At 59.2% G+C, this 18,322-nt stretch carries 21 protein-coding genes; 9 read left to right on the top strand and 12 right to left on the bottom strand.

The window, feature by feature from the left end; all coding sequences use genetic code 11:
- Positions 1–122: 122 nt before the first annotated feature.
- The gene (locus ACA051_RS06625) at positions 123–2,024 is read right to left on the bottom strand and encodes a potassium transporter Kup (RefSeq protein WP_497308676.1); all 1,902 of its coding nucleotides are present in this window, start codon (positions 2,022–2,024) and stop codon (positions 123–125) included.
- A gap of 289 nt (positions 2,025–2,313) precedes the next feature.
- Here ACA051_RS06625 and rimO point away from each other — a divergent pair, with 289 nt between their 5' ends.
- The 6 genes from rimO to tsaA all read left to right on the top strand — a co-directional run bounded on the left by rimO (position 2,314) and on the right by tsaA (position 7,500).
- Positions 2,314–3,651, top strand: coding sequence for a 30S ribosomal protein S12 methylthiotransferase RimO (rimO, locus tag ACA051_RS06620; RefSeq protein ID WP_010462684.1), 1,338 nt, complete (start codon positions 2,314–2,316; stop codon positions 3,649–3,651).
- Between the two features lie 114 nt (positions 3,652–3,765).
- The gene (locus ACA051_RS06615) at positions 3,766–4,239 is read left to right on the top strand and encodes an acetyltransferase (protein ID WP_497308603.1); all 474 of its coding nucleotides are present in this window, start codon (positions 3,766–3,768) and stop codon (positions 4,237–4,239) included.
- Positions 4,240–4,444: 205 nt separating this feature from the next.
- Positions 4,445–5,155, top strand: a complete 711-nt coding sequence (locus ACA051_RS06610) for an rRNA pseudouridine synthase (protein WP_497374051.1) — start codon at positions 4,445–4,447, stop codon at positions 5,153–5,155.
- A gap of 75 nt (positions 5,156–5,230) precedes the next feature.
- On the top strand, positions 5,231–5,701 hold the full coding sequence (locus ACA051_RS06605; RefSeq protein ID WP_083374900.1) for a YehS family protein: 471 nt from the start codon (positions 5,231–5,233) through the stop codon (positions 5,699–5,701).
- A 137-nt stretch (positions 5,702–5,838) separates the two neighbouring features.
- On the top strand, positions 5,839–6,609 hold the full coding sequence (locus ACA051_RS06600; protein WP_497308601.1) for an SDR family oxidoreductase: 771 nt from the start codon (positions 5,839–5,841) through the stop codon (positions 6,607–6,609).
- Between the two features lie 192 nt (positions 6,610–6,801).
- Positions 6,802–7,500: a tRNA (N6-threonylcarbamoyladenosine(37)-N6)-methyltransferase TrmO gene (tsaA, locus tag ACA051_RS06595; protein WP_497374049.1), complete on the top strand. Its 699-nt coding sequence runs from the start codon at positions 6,802–6,804 to the stop codon at positions 7,498–7,500.
- 132 nt (positions 7,501–7,632) lie between these two features.
- Here the strand turns inward: tsaA and fpr are convergent, their stop codons facing one another.
- On the bottom strand, positions 7,633–8,412 hold the full coding sequence (fpr, locus tag ACA051_RS06590) for a ferredoxin-NADP reductase (RefSeq protein ID WP_003443014.1): 780 nt from the start codon (positions 8,410–8,412) through the stop codon (positions 7,633–7,635).
- 122 nt (positions 8,413–8,534) lie between these two features.
- On the opposite strand from fpr, the gene ACA051_RS06585 reads away from it, so the two are divergent.
- On the top strand, positions 8,535–9,461 hold the full coding sequence (locus tag ACA051_RS06585; RefSeq protein WP_497308599.1) for a LysR family transcriptional regulator: 927 nt from the start codon (positions 8,535–8,537) through the stop codon (positions 9,459–9,461).
- Here the strand turns inward: ACA051_RS06585 and ACA051_RS06580 are convergent.
- The 3 genes from ACA051_RS06580 to ACA051_RS06570 form a co-directional block, all read right to left on the bottom strand.
- Positions 9,458–9,820 (bottom strand): diacylglycerol kinase, encoded by a 363-nt coding sequence (locus ACA051_RS06580; protein ID WP_497308597.1) that lies wholly within the window; start codon positions 9,818–9,820, stop codon positions 9,458–9,460. The genes ACA051_RS06585 and ACA051_RS06580 overlap by 4 nt on opposite strands.
- Positions 9,821–9,895: 75 nt before the next feature.
- Positions 9,896–10,546 carry a response regulator transcription factor ErdR gene (gene erdR, locus ACA051_RS06575; protein WP_010462704.1) on the bottom strand — a complete coding sequence of 217 codons (651 nt, stop codon included), beginning with the start codon at positions 10,544–10,546 and terminating at the stop codon, positions 9,896–9,898.
- A 209-nt stretch (positions 10,547–10,755) separates the two neighbouring features.
- A complete protein-coding gene (locus tag ACA051_RS06570) occupies positions 10,756–11,514 on the bottom strand; it encodes a tRNA-uridine aminocarboxypropyltransferase (protein ID WP_497374047.1) in 759 nt (252 codons plus the stop codon).
- Positions 11,515–11,703: 189 nt separating this feature from the next.
- Between ACA051_RS06570 and ACA051_RS06565 the strand changes: the two genes are divergently transcribed.
- The gene (locus ACA051_RS06565) at positions 11,704–12,129 is read left to right on the top strand and encodes a PA3611 family quorum-sensing-regulated virulence factor (protein ID WP_497308594.1); all 426 of its coding nucleotides are present in this window, start codon (positions 11,704–11,706) and stop codon (positions 12,127–12,129) included.
- Here ACA051_RS06565 and ACA051_RS06560 read toward each other — a convergent pair whose 3' ends face one another.
- Complete coding sequence (locus ACA051_RS06560) at positions 12,130–12,324, bottom strand: hypothetical protein (RefSeq protein ID WP_497308592.1); 195 nt, start codon at positions 12,322–12,324, stop codon at positions 12,130–12,132.
- 477 nt (positions 12,325–12,801) lie between these two features.
- On the opposite strand from ACA051_RS06560, the gene ACA051_RS06555 reads away from it, so the two are divergent.
- The gene (locus ACA051_RS06555; protein WP_497374045.1) at positions 12,802–13,920 is read left to right on the top strand and encodes an LOG family protein; all 1,119 of its coding nucleotides are present in this window, start codon (positions 12,802–12,804) and stop codon (positions 13,918–13,920) included.
- Between the two features lie 43 nt (positions 13,921–13,963).
- Here ACA051_RS06555 and recX read toward each other — a convergent pair whose 3' ends face one another.
- From recX to ACA051_RS06525, 6 genes are all read right to left on the bottom strand, one after another.
- Positions 13,964–14,431, bottom strand: a complete 468-nt coding sequence (gene recX / locus ACA051_RS06550) for a recombination regulator RecX (protein WP_497308589.1) — start codon at positions 14,429–14,431, stop codon at positions 13,964–13,966.
- A gap of 8 nt (positions 14,432–14,439) precedes the next feature.
- Positions 14,440–15,492 carry a recombinase RecA gene (recA, locus tag ACA051_RS06545; RefSeq protein ID WP_403106900.1) on the bottom strand — a complete coding sequence of 351 codons (1,053 nt, stop codon included), beginning with the start codon at positions 15,490–15,492 and terminating at the stop codon, positions 14,440–14,442.
- An 83-nt stretch (positions 15,493–15,575) separates the two neighbouring features.
- Positions 15,576–16,076, bottom strand: coding sequence for a CinA family protein (locus ACA051_RS06540; protein ID WP_497374043.1), 501 nt, complete (start codon positions 16,074–16,076; stop codon positions 15,576–15,578).
- Positions 16,077–16,156: 80 nt separating this feature from the next.
- A complete protein-coding gene (locus tag ACA051_RS06535; protein WP_497374041.1) occupies positions 16,157–16,693 on the bottom strand; it encodes a lysis system spanin subunit in 537 nt (178 codons plus the stop codon).
- Positions 16,675–17,238, bottom strand: a complete 564-nt coding sequence (locus ACA051_RS06530) for a glycoside hydrolase family 19 protein (protein ID WP_497308583.1) — start codon at positions 17,236–17,238, stop codon at positions 16,675–16,677. The genes ACA051_RS06535 and ACA051_RS06530 overlap by 19 nt, the downstream gene beginning before the upstream one ends.
- A 66-nt stretch (positions 17,239–17,304) precedes the next feature.
- Positions 17,305–18,321: a phage late control D family protein gene (locus ACA051_RS06525; RefSeq protein WP_497374039.1), complete on the bottom strand. Its 1,017-nt coding sequence runs from the start codon at positions 18,319–18,321 to the stop codon at positions 17,305–17,307.
- Between the last annotated feature and the right edge of the window lies 1 nt (position 18,322).

The following is an 18,322-nucleotide window of genomic DNA, read 5'->3' as shown; positions in this document are numbered from 1 at the left end:
TGTGAGTCCGTCTTCGCGAGCAAGCCCGCTCCCACATTGGTTCTCCGCTGCTATCAAGTTTTGCACTCGGGCACAAAAAAGCCCCCGCTGCCGCACTGGCAACGGGGGCTTTTTGCTGTGGCTTACATCTCGACCTGTGTACCCAGCTCAATCACCCTATTCAGCGGCAAATTGAAGAAGCGCAAATTGCCGTTGGCATTCTTCAACATGAAGGCGAACAGCGCCTCGCGCCAGCGGGCCATGCCTTCGAGTTTGGAGGCGATTACCGTCTCGCGACTGAGGAAGTAGGTGGTACGCATCGGACTGAAGTCCAGGTCATCCAGATGACACAACTTCAGTGCTTGCGGTACGTCCGGCTCGTCGACGAAGCCAAAGTGCAGGATCACCCGGAAGAAACCTTCTCCGTAGGAATCGACCTCAACGCGCCGTGTCGGCGGTACCCGCGGGATGTCTTCGTACACCACCGTCAACAGCACCACTTGCTCGTGCAGCACCTGGTTATGCAACAGGTTGTGCAACAGCGCATGAGGCACGGCGTCCGGGCGCGCGGTGAGGAACACCGCGGTGCCCTGGACGCGATGCGGCGGTTGCACACGAATACTGCTGATGAAGATCGGCAGCGGCAGCCCGCCCTCGTCCATGCGCTCCACCAGCAGCTGCTTGCCGCGTTTCCAGGTGGTCATCAGCACAAACAGCACGATACCGGCGATCACCGGGAACGCCCCGCCCTGAATGATTTTCGGCACGTTGGCAGCGAAGTACAGACTGTCCACCAAGAGGAATCCAAGCAACAGCGGAACCGCGAGGACCGGAGGCCATTTCCACAGCAGCAATATCACCGCCGACACCAGGATGGTGGTCATCAGCATCGTGCCCGTCACGGCCACGCCGTAAGCCGCAGCCAGCGCGCTGGAGGACTCGAAGCCCAGCACCAACAGGATGACGCCGACCATCAGCGCCCAGTTCACCGCGCCGATGTAGATCTGGCCTTGTTCGGCACTGGAGGTGTGCTGAATGTGCATGCGCGGTATGTAACCGAGCTGAATCGCCTGACGAGTCAGGGAGAACGCACCGGAAATCACCGCCTGAGAAGCAATGACCGTGGCCAGGGTCGACAACACCACCAACGGAATCAGCGCCCAGCTCGGAGCCAATAAGTAGAACGGGTTGCGAGCGGCTTCCGGATCACCGAGCAGCAACGCGCCTTGGCCGAAGTAGTTCAGCACCAGCGCCGGCAGAACAAGGATGAACCAGGCGCGTGCGATCGGCTTGCGACCGAAGTGGCCCATGTCGGCGTACAGCGCTTCGGCACCGGTCAGCGCCAGCACCACCGCGCCAAGAATCGCCACGCCCATGCCCGGGTGAACGATGAAGAAACGCACGCCCCAGATCGGGTTCATCGCTTGCAACACTTCCGGGTGCTGCATGATGCCGTAGACACCCAGCGCCCCCAGCACGACAAACCAGGTCACCATGATCGGCCCGAACAGAATGCCGATCCGCGCGGTGCCGTGACGTTGAATCAGGAACAGCGCCACCAGCACGACCAACGACAGCGGCACCACCCAATGGTCGATGCCGTCAAACGCCAGCCCCAGCCCCTCAATCGCCGAAAGAACGGAAATCGCAGGAGTGATCATGCTGTCGCCATAGAACAGCGCCGCGCCGATCAGCCCGCAGACCACCAGCAACGTGCGCAACTTCGGATGCCCGGCCGCAGCCCGCCGAGCGAGGGCGGTCAAAGCCATGATCCCACCTTCGCCCTGGTTGTCGGCACGCAGCACGAACAGCACGTATTTGATTGAAACGACCCAAATCAGCGACCAGAAAATCAGCGCCAGAATCCCGAAGACTCCGTCATGATTGACCGGTACCCCATAGTGGCCGGAGAACACCTCTTTAAGGGTGTACAGCGGGCTCGTGCCGATATCGCCGTAAACCACCCCGACCGCCGCGACCAGCATGCCGATAGGCTTTGCCGCCGAATGCTCGGCACCCGCCGCCTGACTACTTGCCTGCCCCATCCAATACTCCTACTACCCAGACCCGGACTTCTTATAAGAAGCACTATGCTTTGCCGTGCAGCATGCGCTGTTTCACATGACGTTACAGACGTTTCATTGACTGTAAAAATTCGGTAAAGCGTAACGGCGCGAAGCATAGCGCAGCACTCGTCGTATTTCCCTGCATAAAGCTGGTCAAGTGCGCGTCTCATCGCTAGAATCGCGCACTTTTTGACCAGAGGCGCAACATAGCGCCCGTCTGTCGCCTTGCCGTCTTCGGCTGGAGGCGTCCCAAATACCGAGGTTAGACATGTCCACCACTCCTGCGCCGGCCAATCCAAAGGTTGGCTTTGTATCTCTGGGTTGCCCAAAAGCACTGGTCGACTCCGAGCGCATCCTTACCCAGCTGCGTATGGAAGGCTATGACGTCGTGTCCACTTATGAGGACGCCGACGTCGTGGTGGTCAATACCTGCGGCTTCATCGACTCGGCAAAAGCCGAATCCCTGGAAGTGATCGGCGAAGCCATCAAGGAAAACGGCAAGGTCATCGTGACCGGCTGCATGGGCGTCGAAGAAGGCAACATCCGCAAGGTGCACCCAAGTGTGCTGGCCGTGACCGGTCCGCAGCAGTACGAGCAAGTGGTCAATGCGGTGCACGACGCAGTGCCACCGCGCCAGGATCACAACCCGCTGATCGACCTGGTGCCGCCGCAAGGGATCAAGTTGACCCCGCGCCACTACGCCTACCTGAAGATTTCCGAAGGCTGCAACCACAGCTGCAGCTTCTGCATCATCCCGTCGATGCGCGGCAAACTGGTCAGCCGTCCGGTCGGTGACGTGCTCGACGAGGCCCAGCGCCTGGTCAAGGCCGGCGTCAAAGAGCTGTTGGTGATCTCGCAAGACACCAGCGCCTACGGTGTCGACGTGAAATACCGCACCGGTTTCTGGAACGGCGCGCCGGTGAAAACCCGCATGACCGAACTCTGCGAAGCCCTGAGCACCCTCGGCGTCTGGGTGCGCTTGCACTACGTTTACCCGTACCCGCACGTCGACGAGCTGATCCCGCTGATGGCCGCCGGCAAAATCCTGCCGTACCTGGACATCCCGTTCCAGCACGCCAGTCCGAAAGTCCTGAAAGCCATGAAACGCCCGGCCTTCGAAGACAAGACCCTGGCGCGGATCAAGAACTGGCGCGAAATCTGCCCAGACCTGATCATCCGTTCGACCTTCATCGTCGGCTTCCCCGGCGAAACCGAAGAAGACTTCCAGTACCTGCTGAACTGGCTGACCGAAGCGCAACTCGATCGCGTCGGCTGCTTCCAGTACTCGCCAGTCGAAGGCGCCCCGGCCAACCTGCTGGACGCGGCCATCGTGCCGGACGACGTCAAGCAAGACCGTTGGGACCGCTTCATGGCGCACCAGCAAGCTATCAGCTCGGCGCGCCTGCAAATGCGCGTTGGCCGTGAAATCGAAGTGCTGGTCGATGAAGTCGACGAGCAAGGCGCCGTAGGCCGCTGCTTCTTCGACGCCCCGGAAATCGACGGTAACGTGTTCATCGACAACGGCAGCAACCTCAAGCCGGGCGACAAAGTCTGGTGCAAAGTGACCGACGCCGACGAATACGACCTGTGGGCTGAACAGATCTAAACGCAAAAAATACGAAAAGCCCCGCTCTCTTGACGAGATGCGGGGCTTTTTTACGTCTATCGTTTTGTGGGAGAAAGGACTCGCACACTCAACGGTAAAAAGGGGCATTCGGCCATGCGCCAACATTCGGTCATCCACACGCCGAAACAGAGCGACTACGAAGAACTCACCCAAGTCTGGGAAGCCTCGGTGCGCGCCACCCATGACTTTCTGCCGGACAGCTACATTGAATTGCTGAAGAACCTGGTGCTGACCCGCTACCTCGATGCGGTGATGCTGATCTGCACCAAGGACTCGCGCCAGCGCATCACCGGGTTTGCCGGGGTGGCGGCGGGCAAGATCGAAATGCTCTTCATCGACCCCGCCCACCGAGGCCAGGGCCTGGGCAAACAGTTGCTACGCTATGCCATGGAGCACTTGAACGCGGATGAACTGGACGTCAACGAGCAGAACCCGCAAGCGCTGGGGTTTTACTTCAAGCAGGGCTTCGAGGTGATTGGTCGGTCGGAAGTCGATGGCATGGGCCAGCCTTATCCGCTGTTGCACATGCGCTTGCGCCAAAACCAGCAGCGCTCACAACATGCCTGACACACCATAGAGCCCCTGTGGGAGCTGGCCTGCCAGCGATGCAGACGCTACGGTTTGTCAGATACACCGAGGTGATGCAATCGCTGCGATGCGGCGACCCGACAGGCCCGCTCCCACAGGAAATACAACCGCATTGAAATGGAGCCGGGATTAACCAGCGCCCAGCAGGTACAATGCCCACCCCTTTTTTGTTACGGCCCCTGTCATGACTGACCCGATTCGTCTCTCCAAACGCCTCATCGAACTCGTCGGCTGTTCCCGTCGGGAGGCTGAGCTGTTCATCGAGGGCGGCTGGGTCACCGTGGACGGCCAAGTCATCGACGAGCCGCAATTCAAGGTCGACACCCAGAAAGTCGAGCTCGACCCTGAGGCCAAGGCCACTGCGCCGGAGCCGGTGACCATCCTGCTGAACGTGCCCGTGGGCATGGACGCGGAAACCGCGATGGCGACCATCAGCGCCGAGACCCTGAGCGAAGAACACCGCTTCAGCAAACGTCCGCTCAAGGGCCACTTCCTGCGCCTGACCGCCAGCACCGACTTGCAGGCCAATGCCAGCGGTCTGCTGGTGTTCACCCAGGACTGGAAGATCCTGCGCAAGCTCACCGCCGACTCCGCCAAGATCGAACAAGAATATGTCGTCGAGGTAGAAGGCGACATGGTGGCTCACGGCCTCAACCGCCTGAACCACGGCCTGACCTACAAAGGTAAGGAACTGCCGCCGGTCAAGGCCAGCTGGCAGAACGAAAACCGCCTGCGTTTTGCGATGAAGAACCCGCAACCGGGCGTGATCGCCCTGTTCTGCCAGGCCGTTGGCCTGAAGGTCGTCGCCATCCGCCGCATCCGCATTGGCGGCGTGTCCATCGGCAAAGTGCCGTTGGGGCAATGGCGTTACCTGTCCGGCAAAGAGAAGTTCTAAGACTTTTCACGCCGCCACACATTTCGGCGCCGCTGCTTATGCCGCGCCCACTGCTGAATATCAGGATTGCACACCATGATTCATAACGACGTACTGCGCAGCGTGCGCTACATGCTCGACATCAGCGACAAGAAAGTCATCGAGATCATCAAGATCGGTGGCATGGACGTGTCCCTGGAAGACCTGCTGACCTACCTCGACAAGAAAGAGGAAGACGAGGAAGGCTTCGTGCGCTGCCCGGACGAAGTCATGGCGCATTTCCTCGACGGCCTGGTGATCTTCAAGCGCGGCAAGGACGAAAGCCGTCCGCCGCAGCCGATCGAAGTGCCAGTGACCAACAACATCATCCTGAAGAAACTGCGCGTGGCCTTCGAACTGAAAGAAGACGACATGCACGCGATCCTCAAGGCATCCGAGTTCCCGGTGTCCAAGCCTGAGCTGAGCGCACTGTTCCGCAAGTTCGGCCACACCAACTATCGCCCTTGCGGCGACCAGTTGCTGCGTAACTTCCTCAAGGGCCTGACCCTGCGCGTTCGTCCGCAGTAAGCCCACGCCATGTTTGAGCCGCACGCCTGCGGCTCAAAGGGCAGGCTGTATAGACCTTCATTCCGCGCAAAAATAGTGGCTCCGCTTCCGGCGGCTGACGACTAGGGTGTATGGACCCTCAGCTCTCAGGATTCGCCATGCACCCGTACTTTTCCCTGCAAGGCCGCACCGCTCTGGTGACCGGCGGCACCCGTGGTATCGGCAAAATGATCGCCAAGGCTTTTGTCGAGGCCGGCGCCACCGTGTACGTCTGCGCCCGGGATGCCGAAGCCTGTCAGCAAACGGCTGATGAACTGAGTGCCTTCGGCGTTTGCCACGGCGTGGCCGCCAACCTGGCCAATGAAGAAGGCGTACAGCAACTGACCACGCGGCTGGGCGAGCAAATCAGTCATCTGGACATTCTGGTGAACAACGCCGGCACCACATGGGGCGCACCTCTGGAAAGCTATCCGGTCAAGGGCTGGGAGAAGGTCATGCAGCTCAACGTGACCTCGGTGTTCAACTGCATCCAGCAGTTTTTGCCACTGCTGCGCAAGGCCGGTTCAGAGGCGAATCCGGCGCGGATCATCAACATCGGTTCGGTGGCGGGGATTTCTTCCTTTGGCGAACAGGCGTATGCCTACGGGCCGAGCAAGGCCGCCCTACATCAACTGTCACGGATTCTGGCGCGGGAGCTGGTGAGCCAGCACATCAACGTCAACGTGATTGCGCCGGGGCGTTTCCCGAGCAAGATGACGCAGCACATTGGTAACGATGAGCAGGCGCTGGCGGAGGATACGGCGCTGATTCCGATGAAGCGCTGGGGGCGCGAGGAAGAGATGGCGGCGTTGGCGATCAGCCTGGCGAGTACGGCTGGGGCTTATATGACCGGGAATATTATTCCGCTGGATGGTGGGTTCAGTCTCTGATACCCGCTTTTGTGGCGAGGGAGCTTGCTCCCGCTCGGTTGCGAAGCAACCGCCTACAGCACCGAGTTTCCCCTGGAGAAACTCGGTGAAGGTGTTTGGGGGCGCTACGCACCCCAGCGGGAGCAAGCTCTCTCGCCACAGAGTGCGCATGGGCTATCATGTTCGCCCTCATTGCCGCCTCGACCCCAGACCATGACCTACAGCGTTTCCCCCATCGGCTTCGTGCGCTCCTGCTTCAAGGAGAAGTTCGCCATCCCGCGCCAGCCGCAACTGGCCCCGGCTGCTCGTGGTGTGTTGGAACTGGTGGCGCCGTTCGATCAGGGCGACGCGGTGCAAGGTCTGGAACAGGTGAGCCACGTCTGGCTGCTGTTCCTGTTTCATCAGGCCCTGGAAGAAAAGCCCCGCTTGAAAGTCCGCCCTCCTCGCCTGGGCGGCAACAAATCCATGGGCGTGTTCGCCACCCGCGCGACGCACCGGCCCAATGGCATCGGGCAATCCGTGGTGAAGCTGGACAAGGTTGAAGCCAATCGGCTGTGGATATCGGGCATCGACCTGCTCGACGGCACGCCGATTCTCGACATCAAACCCTACGTGCCTTACGCGGACATCGTCGACACGGCCTCGAACAGCATCGCCAGCGCCGCGCCACTGCTGATTCCCGTGCAGTGGACGGATTCAGCGCTGCAACAGGCTCATGACCATGCTCAGCGCCTAGAAGAGCCATTGGTGGAACTGATTGAGCAATGCCTGGCACAAGACCCACGTCCGGCGTACCAGATTCCTACGCCTGAGCGGGAATATGGCGCGCAGTTCTGGGATCTGGATGTGCGCTGGCATTATCCCGATGCGAGCGTCATCCGCGTCCTGGAAGTCATTCCCGCAAAAACCTGAACACCAGAAACCACTGTGGGAGCGAGCCTGCTCGCGATAGCGGTATGTCAGTCGACAGTAATGCTGACTGATACACCGCTATCGCGAGCAGGCTCGCTCCCACAGGGAAAGCAAAGCCGTCAGGCGTTGTGCTTATTTCTCGACGAACGCACGCTCGATCAGGTAGTCACCCGGCTCGCGCATCCGCGGCGAAACTTTCAGGCCGAAGCTGTTCAACACTTCGCTGGTCTCGTCGAGCATGCTCGGGCTGCCGCACAGCATGGCGCGGTCGTCCTGCGGGTTGATCGGTGGCAGGCCGATGTCGCTGAACAGCTTGCCGCTGCGCATCAGGTCGGTCAGGCGACCTTCGTTCTCGAACGGCTCGCGGGTCACGGTTGGGTAGTAGATCAACTTGTCGCGCAGCGCCTCGCCGAAGAACTCGTTCTGCGGCAGGTGTTCGGTGATGAACTCGCGGTAAGCGACTTCGTTGACGTAGCGGACGCCGTGGCACAGGATCACTTTTTCGAAACGCTCGTAGGTTTCCGGGTCCTGGATGACGCTCATGAACGGCGCCAGGCCGGTGCCGGTGCTGAGCAGGTACAAATGTTTGCCAGGCTTCAAGTCATCCAGCACCAGGGTGCCGGTAGGCTTCTTGCTGATGATGATCTCGTCGCCTTCCTTCAGATGCTGCAACTGGGAAGTCAGCGGGCCATCAGGCACCTTGATGCTGAAGAACTCGAGATGCTCTTCCCAGTTCGGGCTGGCAATCGAGTAAGCGCGCATGAGCGGCCGGCCGTTGGGCTGTTGCAGGCCGATCATCACGAACTGACCGTTCTCGAAGCGCAGGCCCGGATCGCGGGTGCACTTGAAGCTGAACAGAGTGTCGTTCCAGTGATGAACACTGAGGACACGCTCGTGGTTCATGTTGCTCATGTACGTGGGACTCCTGGAGATTTTGCCTGCGCCGCTGATGTGCGCAATTGCATCGCATTCTAATGGCAGCGACAATATCTGTTAAATGGATTATTAAGATAAGGGTTATCGGTTATATAGATATGCGATTTACTCTCCGTCAACTTCAAGTATTCGTCGCCGTCGCCCAGCAGGAAAGCGTATCCCGGGCTGCCCTGACGCTCAACCTCTCGCAATCGGCGGCGAGCACCTCGATCACCGAGCTAGAGCGTCAGTGCAGCTGCCAGCTGTTCGACCGCGCCGGCAAACGGTTGAGCCTCAACGCCCTCGGCAAACAGCTATTGCCGCAAGCGGTGGCGCTGCTCGACCAGGCCAAGGAAATCGAAGACTTGCTCAACGGCAAGTCCGGCTTCGGCTCCCTGGCGGTCGGTGCGACCCTGACCATCGGCAATTACCTGGCCACCTTGCTGATCGGCAGCTTCATGCAGCGCCATCCGGAAAGCCAGGTGAAACTGCACGTGCAGAACACTGCCAATATCGTGCAGCAAGTCGCGCACTATGAAATTGACCTGGGTCTAATCGAAGGCGATTGCAGTCATCCGGACATCGAGGTGCAGAGCTGGGTCGAGGATGAACTGGTGGTGTTTTGCGCACCGCAGCATCCGCTGGCCAAACGTGGCTTGGCGACCATGGAAGAACTGACCCACGAGGCCTGGATTCTGCGGGAGCAAGGTTCTGGCACGCGGCTGACCTTTGACCAAGCCATGCGTCATCACCGCAGCGCGCTGAATATCCGACTGGAACTGGAACACACCGAAGCGATCAAGCGCGCGGTGGAATCAGGCTTGGGGATTGGCTGCATTTCGCGCCTGGCGCTGCGCGATGCATTTCGCCGCGGCAGTCTGGTGCCGGTGGAGACACCGGATCTGGACCTGGCGCGGCAGTTCTATTTCATCTGGCACAAACAGAAATATCAAACGTCAGCGATGCGCGAATTCCTCGACCTGTGCCGCGCGTTCACCGCAGGGGTTCAGCGCAGCGACGAGATCGTGCTGCCCTCCATCGCTTAAATCAGAATCACCGCCCACACCAGCGCGATCATGCTCAACGCCACTAACTGCGCGGCGCTACCCATGTCCTTGGCATTTTTGGACAGCGGGTGTAACTCAAGGGAAATGCGGTCGATGGCCGCTTCCACTGCCGAATTAAGCAGCTCGACGATCAACGCCAACAGGCAGACCGCGATCAACAATGCCTGCTCGACGCGGCTGACGTTCAGAAAGAACGAAAGCGGGATCAGGATGACGTTGAGCAACACCAGCTGCCGAAAAGCCGCTTCACCGGTGAAGGCTGCGCGCAGGCCGTCCAGCGAGTAACCGGAAGCGTTAAGGATGCGTTTGAGGCCGGTTTGGCCTTTGAAAGGAGACATAGAGTAGGCAACTGACCAAAAAGGAGTGGGAAAGCTAGATCAACCAAAGTCAAAAAAGCGTGAACAGGCCAACTCTTAGTGGCTCGAAATTGACTCAAGTTGTTGCAAGAGCAACGCTGCCTGGGTGCGAGTCCGCACATTCAGCTTACGGAAAATCGCCGTGACATGAGCCTTGATCGTCGCTTCGGAAACGCTCAACTCGTAGGCAATCTGCTTATTCAGCAAGCCTTCACAGACCATGGTCAGCACCCGGAACTGCTGCGGCGTCAGGCTGGCAAGGCCTTCACTGGCCGCCTTGGCTTCAGCGGAAACACTCACGGCTTCGAAAGCCTGAGGAGGCCAGAACACATCGCCATCAAGTACCGCACGCACGGCTTTCTGGATGACGCTCAGGTCACTGGACTTGGGAATGAAGCCGCTGGCGCCGAACTCACGGGACTTCACCATGATCGAGGCCTCTTCCTGGGCCGACACCATCACCACCGGAATCTGCGGGTATTGACCGCGGAGCAGCACCAGCCCGGAGAAACCGTAGGCCCCCGGCATGTTGAGGTCCAGCAGCACCAGATCCCAGTCAGACTTTTCGTCCAGTCGGGTTTCCAGCTCGGCAATGCTTGCCACTTCCACCAGACGGACATCCGGCCCCAGGCCCAGGGTCAACGCTTGATGCAAGGCGCTACGAAAAAGAGGGTGGTCATCGGCAATCAGGATTTCGTATGTGGCCATTTTTCTAATGATCCTGTTTTTCAAACAACTCAAGGCACAGCCACGGAGCTGCACCAACAGGGCACGTTCAACCCCAATTACGTGGCTGTCACGTAAAGAATACGGCGTATCAAACTTTGGCCGCGCCCTAATCGGCGCCAAGCATGCCCAGCGTAACCGGGGTGGTCAAGGAGCATGGCCGGTACAGTTCTTTGCAGTATGGGCGACAATCAGCAAATGCCCGGGGCCGCGTTCTGCACGAAAGGCATCAGCTCGGTGTGGGCCGGCGTTGCCACGTTCATGTCCAGCTGATGTTTCGCGTCCAGGTAATGCTGGCTGAACACGTCGAAATAAGCGTCCAGCGCCGAGGCCGCCTCGGTATCGCCCGCCAGGTCCAGGCACAGTGCCGCCACTTCGGCGGTGCACAAGTGCTCACTGCGGGTGGAGCGGCGCAACCGGTACCGTGACAGTTTCTCAGGCAACAGGCTCAGGATCGGCAGTCGATCAAAATAAGGGCTCTTGCGGAAAATCTTCCGGGCTTCGGTCCAGGTCGCGTCGAGCAGAATGAACAGTGGCCGCTTGGCGCTATCGGCTACGACGGTGTTTGTCACTCGCTCAGGCTCGACGTATTCACCCGGAAAGACCAGATACGGTTGCCATTGCGGGTCGGCCAGTAATGCCAGCAACTGCGGATCTGTTTCCGTGCGTGACCAGATAAAGGCATGGTTATCGCGCACCACGTCGGCGATCAGCCAACCGGTGTTGCTCGGTTTGAACACTTCTTTGTTGGTCATGATCAGGCACACGCCGGAGCGGGCCTCGACCTGCGGGCGCCAGGCGCACAGGCAATGACTCTCGATCACGCGGCAGGCACGGCAACGTGGCGCCCTCCAGCCACGGGCCTGAATCGGCTTGATGCCCTCCTCCTCTCGTTCGTCGCGCAAGCGGGCGACGGCGTTTGCCGCAAAGGCTGGGGTGACAGGGCTCATCGCAGGCAGCACCGGAGGGGAAAGAAAATCGACACGAATAACACTCGGCAAGTCAGGAAGTGGCGGCAGTTTATCAGAGCGACCGGCGCAAGCCTGTACCGTCCAGGCCCCGTCCCCTATAATTCGCCGCCACTGAACGCACAGTCATGTGACGGGTCGAACCACCAGTCACTGAACCAGGAGAGTTTCATGCTGCGCCTTATCGTTCCCACCGCTGCCATTTTGCTGGCGTCGTCCTTCAGCGCTCAGGCTGCGTCCTTGAGTGAGCAGAATCTCAACAGAGAACTGCAAAACGTCGCCACACAAAGCAGTGTCGGTACTCCACGGGCGATCAACGAAGACATTCTTGATCAGGGCTACACCGTCGAAGGCAACACGCTGATCAACCACCTGAGCGTACAAAGCAGCCACGCCAACAAGATGCGCGCCGACCCCAAAGCCGTGTATTTCCAGTTGGGTGCCTCTGTGTGCAACAACCCATCGTTCCGCAAACTGATGGCCAAGGGCGCGGTGATGCGTTACGACTTTACTGAAGTGAAGACCAACCGTTCCGTCGGCTCCGCCAGCTATCAGGACTCGGATTGCCCGAAAGCGGCCCCGGCCAAGAAGAAATAATCATCGGGATTTGGCGCGCCGCTGTTCCTCCTCGGCGCGCAGTTCTGCTACCAACGCCTGCAAATAACGCGAACGCTGCTCAGCGCCTTCCAGACGCCGGCAGCACTCCTCTTCAAGACTCAAATGATGGGTCTCGGCGGATGACTTCAGTAATCGATACAGATGCGTATCGATTTCCAGAACGACTCTGGCCATGGTTTCCAGCCTCCCTGCACCTCGCCCTGTTTGAGCGAAAAATCCTTGAAACGCTTGAACGGTGCGTCCCGCCTTTGACGCAAAGTTGTCGTGTCACGCCTGTAACTTAGTAAATCAGAGCGCCGGGCCTGCGGCTTGCGTTCAGACGAACGGTGAATGCACCTTGCAAATCGTCAATAAGCGGTTGCCAGGAAAGACTTTGCGGCGCAATGATCAACTCAGCGAGAATCTCTGCAAGGGTCTAGATTCAGAGTATTCACGATCACTTTTCAGGGCAGGAAAGGGGCTGCCCGTCGCTTGTCTTGTTGTGCGAACGTTTCTTTCATCCAAGGGAAAAACAGAGCCTGTATGGACGACTCGAACCGAGTCGAGTGGAGCGCCCAGGCATGGGCTTGGGCAGACAGCGACACATGAAGTGTCGCGGCGCTGACGACTGCTTTGTCGGTGCCAAGGGTTCTGTGCAGAAGGAGAAGTTGAATGCCTTACCAACCGAATGACCTCCTGAGCCGTCATTTCGAAGAAAGCGGCCACGACCTCATCAGCAAGGTCGAAGAGCAACTCAACCTGGTTTCACCCAACAGCCCCAATATCCCGATTTACCGCGACATGATCCTGACCGTGCTGCGCATGGCCCAGGAAGATCACAACCGCTGGAATGCCAAGATCACCCTTCAAGCCCTGCGTGAACTGGAACATGCCTTTCGCGTGCTCGAGCAGTTCAGGGGGCGACGCAAGGTCACGGTTTTCGGCTCGGCGCGCACACCGATCGAACACCCGCTGTATGGCCTGGCCCGGGAACTCGGCGCCGCACTGGCGCGCTCGGACCTGATGGTCATCACCGGAGCCGGTGGCGGGATCATGGCGGCGGCCCATGAAGGTGCCGGCCTGGAACACAGTCTGGGGTTCAATATCACCCTGCCCTTCGAGCAACACGCCAATCCCACCGTTCAAGGCACGGCCAACCTGCTGCCCTTCCACTTCTTTTTTACCCGCAAGCTGTTCTTCGTCAAAGAGGCTGATGCGCTGGTCCTGTGTCCAGGTGGTTTCGGCACCCTGGATGAAGCGCTCGAAGTGTTGACGTTGATTCAGACCGGCAAAAGCCCACTGGTGCCGGTGGTGCTGCTGGATGCGCCGGGCGGCAAGTTCTGGCAAGGCGCGCTGGACTTCATTCACCATCAACTGGAGGAAAATCGCTACATCCTGCCCACCGACATGAAGCTCGTGAGCTTGGTCTACAGCGCCGAAGAAGCGGTAGAGCAGATCAATCAGTTCTACGGCAACTTCCACTCCAGCCGCTGGCTCAAGCATCAGTTCGTGATCCGCATGAACCACAAGCTCAGCGACCCAGCGCTCGAAGACATGCAGGAAGCGTTCGCCGACCTGTGCCTGAGCGATCACTTTCATCAGCACGCCTATAGCGGCGAGGAGCACGATGACGCGCAGTTCAGTCATCTGGCGCGGCTAGCCTTCAACTTCAACGCCAGGGATCATGGCCGCCTGCGGGAGCTGGTGGACTACATTAACCTGCCGGAAAACTGGGCCCATTCCACACCCCAGGCGCAACAGCGCACGCGAGAGCCGTCCAAGGTGACGTAAAGCAAAAAAAAGGCCCGCTATCGAAATAGCGGGCCGTTTTTATTCAATCATCCATTCCCCGACCGCTGAACAAGCGGCCGATCATTTCCATGGAGTATCCCCGATAACTCAGGAAGCGCCCTTGCTTGGCGCGCTCCCGAGCGTCTATCGGCAGATGCCCGGCAAATTTGCGTCGCCAGGTCTCCTCCAGTTGCTCCTGCCAATTGAGACCGCTCTCGCGCAAAGCGAGTTCGATGTCGTTACGTTGCAGGCCGCGCTGGCTCAGTTCTTCACGAATACGCAAAGGGCCGTAGCCGGAACGGGCACGGTAGGAAACGAAGCTTTCGAGGTAACGGGATTCGGACAGCAGACCCTCTTCCGTCAAACGGTCGAGTGCTGTGTCGATCATTTCAGGGGGAGCGCCGCGCTGACGCAGTTTACGGGTCAGCTCGACTCGACCGTGCTCGCGTCGTGCGAGCAGGTCCATGGCGGTTCGCCGCACCGCGACGAGTGTATCGAGTACGGCGGTCATCGGATCAATCAGATATCAGCGTCAGCCAGGTCATCAGCCGTCGCTTTGACTGGCGATGCTTTGACGTCTGGTGCAGGGGTCAGCAACTTGTCACGCAGTTGCTTCTCGAGCTTGGCGGCGATTTCCGGATTGTCTGCCAGGAACTTGGCCGAGTTGGCCTTGCCCTGACCAATCTTGGTGCCTTCATAGGCATACCAGGCGCCGGACTTCTCAACAAAACCGTGCAGAACACCCAGGTCGATCATCTCGCCGTTGAGATAAATGCCCTTGCCGTAAAGAATCTGGAACTCAGCCTGACGGAACGGCGAAGCCACCTTGTTCTTCACAACCTTGACGCGGGTTTCGCTGCCGACGACTTCATCGCCTTCTTTCACCGCGCCAGTACGACGGATGTCCAGACGAACCGAGGCGTAGAACTTCAACGCGTTACCACCGGTGGTGGTTTCCGGGCTGCCGAACATCACGCCGATTTTCATACGGATCTGGTTGATGAAGATCACCAGGCAATTGGCGTTCTTGATGTTACCGGTGATTTTACGCAGCGCCTGGGACATCAGACGGGCTTGCAGGCCCACGTGCATGTCACCCATTTCGCCTTCGATTTCAGCCTTCGGAACCAGCGCGGCCACGGAGTCGACGATGATCACGTCAACCGCGTTGGAGCGCACCAGCATGTCGGTGATTTCCAGGGCTTGCTCGCCGGTGTCCGGCTGGGAAACCAGCAGGTCGTCGACGTTGACGCCCAATTTGCCGGCGTATTCAGGGTCGAGGGCGTGTTCGGCGTCGACGAATGCGCAGGTCGCGCCGGCTTTTTGAGCCTGGGCGATCACGGACAATGTCAGTGTGGTTTTACCGGAAGATTCAGGACCGTAGATTTCAACGATACGGCCTTTTGGTAGACCGCCAATGCCGAGCGCGATGTCCAGACCCAGAGAGCCAGTGGAAATAGCCGGGATCGCCTGACGGTCCTGATCGCCCATACGCATTACGGCACCCTTGCCGAATTGACGTTCGATCTGACCCAGGGCCGCAGCCAAGGCTTTCTTCTTGTTGTCGTCCATTAAAGTCCTCACGTAATCAATAAGGCCTGACGGCCAACACCTGTATAAGTAGCCAGTATTATTCCACAGCGTTTCAGGATCGCCTACCCCTGATTTGAGATTTCTCCAGCGGCATGGCGCAGCAGCCCCTCTAGCGCGGCCTTAACCGTTTGTCGGCGGACCTCGTCGCGGTTGCCGGGGAAGTGCTGGACCTCGCTGATCACCTGCTCACCGACGCCCCAGGCCAGCCAGACCGTGCCGACCGGTTTGTTCGGCGAACCGCCATCGGGTCCGGCCACACCGCTGACCGCCACGGCAAAATGAGCCCGGCTTTTTTTCTGCGCACCGCGGACCATCGCTTCGACCACCTCGCGACTGACCGCCCCCACCGTAGGGAACAATTCAGAAGGAACGTTGAGTTGCTCGGTTTTCTGCCGGTTGGAATACGTCACATAGCCGGCCTCGAACCACGCCGAACTCCCCGGAATGCGAGTGATCGCCTCTGAGATCCCACCGCCGGTACAGGACTCGGCGGCGGTGACGTGGGCATTCAGAACCTGCAAGCGCCTGCCAAGTTCTGCGGCCAGTTGAGTGATTTCTTTCACGGTCATCTCCTGAGCGAGCGGAATGAGAACTACCGTACACGAGCAGATCGCGCTTGCAAGGCACAGGATCGATCAAAATGTTAGCGAACGATGGCTCTGACATAGGCCTGACAGGCCTGCAAAGCAATCAGTGCGCTGTCGCCGGCGTCGGTGATGGCGATAATTCGTTGAGCATGCGCCGGGTCAAGTCGGGCTCGCGCAGTTCCATGATCCACGCCGCCGGTGCTGGAGGTGGGTGACATTGAACAGCCTGAGGCAGCGTCATCGACGTCGAGGAGGACTGACAGGCGCAGATCAGCAGTGGCGAGACGATCGCGCAGGCGACCTTGATCACGTTGGGCATCGCTAAGCGCTCGATAATGGGTTTGTTCACTGACCGATAGACGTTGCTCAAGCGCCAGACGCTTGTCGTGCTCGGCCTGCTGCCGGGTTGCGGCGGCCAGTGTCAGCTGATTGAGTGCCTCGGCGTGCAGCCTGGCCAGATCCGCGAGTTGCTGGCCATACCGCCAATCCTGAAAGTGCCAGGCCAGCGCCGCCGAACAGCCGGCCAACACCGCCAGTAACACAATCATGACGATTGCCCGATAAGAAACCGGCATCACACCGAAGGCTGACATAGCACCGCCCGCGCCCGCGCCCATAGTTGAAGACGATCTTGCAGGCCGTTAAGGCCACCGTTGATGCGGCGAGTGATGCTGTTGAACTGATCGCGGTCCGCCAGTTCGTTGAGGCCGTTCTGTTGCCAGAACCAGGCGGCTGATTCGGCGGCCCATTGGGGTTTTTCCAGCAGCTGCGGAATAAACACCAAGCGATCATCGCCGAACAGCCCAAGACTGCATTGGCGGTAGTTGTCGCGACCGGTGATCTGGATCAGGCCTCGACCGCGGTATTTTTGGCCGTCGCCGTCGGGCTCCGGGGTATTGCCCAAACGTGCGGCCAACGTGCCGGTGTCGTACTTGCTCAAATACTGATCGCTGCCGAGTTCTCGCACGTATTGAAGCTGTCCAGATTCATGGCCAACTTGTGCAAGGAAGGCGGCGACGCGTTTCGGGGTATTGATGTTGAAGCGAACCATTGCGCTGTTGAGAGCGGAAATGAAAACGCCCGCTTGGCTGCGGGCGTTGGGCATGATGGTTTCCAGCAGTTGCTGCGTAACAGTCATGGTTATACCCATAGACAGGATGGAAAAGTGACTCGGTCGCCACCGGCAGAAATCAAAAAATGTCCGTCAGGACCGAGCGTCCAGACAGGTCGCCTCGATCGAACACCGATAGCTGTTCTGACGACTGCCGCTGGCCGTAACCTTGTCGATTGACCAACGACCACGCATGAAATCGGGCCATGTACTGTCCAGCAGCACCAGACCTTCGGCGGACAATCCTGGATTGCCGGGACAGTCGATTTTCACCTTCAATGCTTCACGCATCATCCGGCGTACCTCGCCCTCACTGGCGGCCCGGGCATCGCCTGCACTCTGGTAGCGCTGGCGCATCGTCTTGAACGGCGCGATGCCGCTCTCCACCACCTGCACTTTGCCGGCGACCGCGTCCCACCAGCCGGTTTTGCAACCCTGATATTTCGCCCGGGCGGTTTCCACCAACACTGCGGAGATAAAGGCGTTATCGCCCGGGCGATTGTTGGTCGTCACCGACAGCTTTATGTTGGGAAGAACTTTGCCCGACAAGGATTTCACCTGACCGCGCCGCGCCAACACATACAGTTCGTTGATCGGCTTGGCGACGGCGTCATGAAGGTGGGCCAGCCGGGTCAGAAAACCCATGTCCGTTTCGTTGGACTGATCGATGTGTTCGATTCTGATCAGCGCCAGCTCGGGTGCGACACGAGGCGAAAACCCATGCCTGGACGTCAGTTGGCGAAACAGTGCACCCAACGTCGTCGGACCATGGCTGACCGATCGACGCTGCTTGAAACCGGTCAGGTCCGCAGCGCTGAACGGTGCCGCCGTGGCCACTAGCGTCAGACGCAACGGGAACAGCGTCGGTGTACGTCGTGTAATGACGAACTCGCCTTTGTCCACCAGTCCCGACTCCCGATAACCGACTCGCAGACCGATCTTTCCACCCAGGTCCGGCAAGCCTTCAATCCCGTCCAGACTGAGGGTCAGCGTCAAACTATCGGACTCGATTCCCGCCGCAGCGACGTGCTGCCAGGAGAGCAATCGTTCGTTGAGCAGCGCAGCATTGGCGCCATAAATTTCCACCGCGGGGGTGAATCCCAGTGACATG

The sequence above is a fragment of the Pseudomonas sp. LBUM1669 genome (assembly GCF_059695705.1).
The sequence above is the reverse complement of the archived record's forward strand: the minus strand, read 5'-3'. Positions and strand labels throughout refer to the sequence as shown.

Bases quoted from the DNA above. Each gene is read 5' to 3' on its own strand.
- ACA051_RS06560 (WP_497308592.1), bottom strand. From the start codon at position 12,324: ATGGCCAGAGTCGTTCTGGAAATCGATACGCATCTGTATCGATTACTG.
- ACA051_RS06580 (WP_497308597.1), bottom strand. From the start codon at position 9,820: ATGTCTCCTTTCAAAGGCCAAACCGGCCTCAAACGCATCCTTAACGCT.
- fpr (WP_003443014.1), bottom strand. From the start codon at position 8,412: ATGAGCAACATGAACCACGAGCGTGTCCTCAGTGTTCATCACTGGAAC.
- ACA051_RS06555 (WP_497374045.1), top strand. From the start codon at position 12,802: ATGCCTTACCAACCGAATGACCTCCTGAGCCGTCATTTCGAAGAAAGC.
- rimO (WP_010462684.1), top strand. From the start codon at position 2,314: ATGTCCACCACTCCTGCGCCGGCCAATCCAAAGGTTGGCTTTGTATCT.
- ACA051_RS06565 (WP_497308594.1), top strand. From the start codon at position 11,704: ATGCTGCGCCTTATCGTTCCCACCGCTGCCATTTTGCTGGCGTCGTCC.
- recA (WP_403106900.1), bottom strand. From the start codon at position 15,492: ATGGACGACAACAAGAAGAAAGCCTTGGCTGCGGCCCTGGGTCAGATC.
- ACA051_RS06535 (WP_497374041.1), bottom strand. From the start codon at position 16,693: ATGTCAGCCTTCGGTGTGATGCCGGTTTCTTATCGGGCAATCGTCATG.
- ACA051_RS06570 (WP_497374047.1), bottom strand. From the start codon at position 11,514: ATGAGCCCTGTCACCCCAGCCTTTGCGGCAAACGCCGTCGCCCGCTTG.
- ACA051_RS06625 (WP_497308676.1), bottom strand. From the start codon at position 2,024: ATGGGGCAGGCAAGTAGTCAGGCGGCGGGTGCCGAGCATTCGGCGGCA.
- tsaA (WP_497374049.1), top strand. From the start codon at position 6,802: ATGACCTACAGCGTTTCCCCCATCGGCTTCGTGCGCTCCTGCTTCAAG.
- ACA051_RS06600 (WP_497308601.1), top strand. From the start codon at position 5,839: ATGCACCCGTACTTTTCCCTGCAAGGCCGCACCGCTCTGGTGACCGGC.
- ACA051_RS06585 (WP_497308599.1), top strand. From the start codon at position 8,535: ATGCGATTTACTCTCCGTCAACTTCAAGTATTCGTCGCCGTCGCCCAG.
- ACA051_RS06610 (WP_497374051.1), top strand. From the start codon at position 4,445: ATGACTGACCCGATTCGTCTCTCCAAACGCCTCATCGAACTCGTCGGC.
- ACA051_RS06605 (WP_083374900.1), top strand. From the start codon at position 5,231: ATGATTCATAACGACGTACTGCGCAGCGTGCGCTACATGCTCGACATC.
- erdR (WP_010462704.1), bottom strand. From the start codon at position 10,546: ATGGCCACATACGAAATCCTGATTGCCGATGACCACCCTCTTTTTCGT.
- ACA051_RS06615 (WP_497308603.1), top strand. From the start codon at position 3,766: ATGCGCCAACATTCGGTCATCCACACGCCGAAACAGAGCGACTACGAA.
- ACA051_RS06525 (WP_497374039.1), bottom strand. From the start codon at position 18,321: ATGTCACTGGGATTCACCCCCGCGGTGGAAATTTATGGCGCCAATGCT.
- recX (WP_497308589.1), bottom strand. From the start codon at position 14,431: ATGACCGCCGTACTCGATACACTCGTCGCGGTGCGGCGAACCGCCATG.
- ACA051_RS06530 (WP_497308583.1), bottom strand. From the start codon at position 17,238: ATGACTGTTACGCAGCAACTGCTGGAAACCATCATGCCCAACGCCCGC.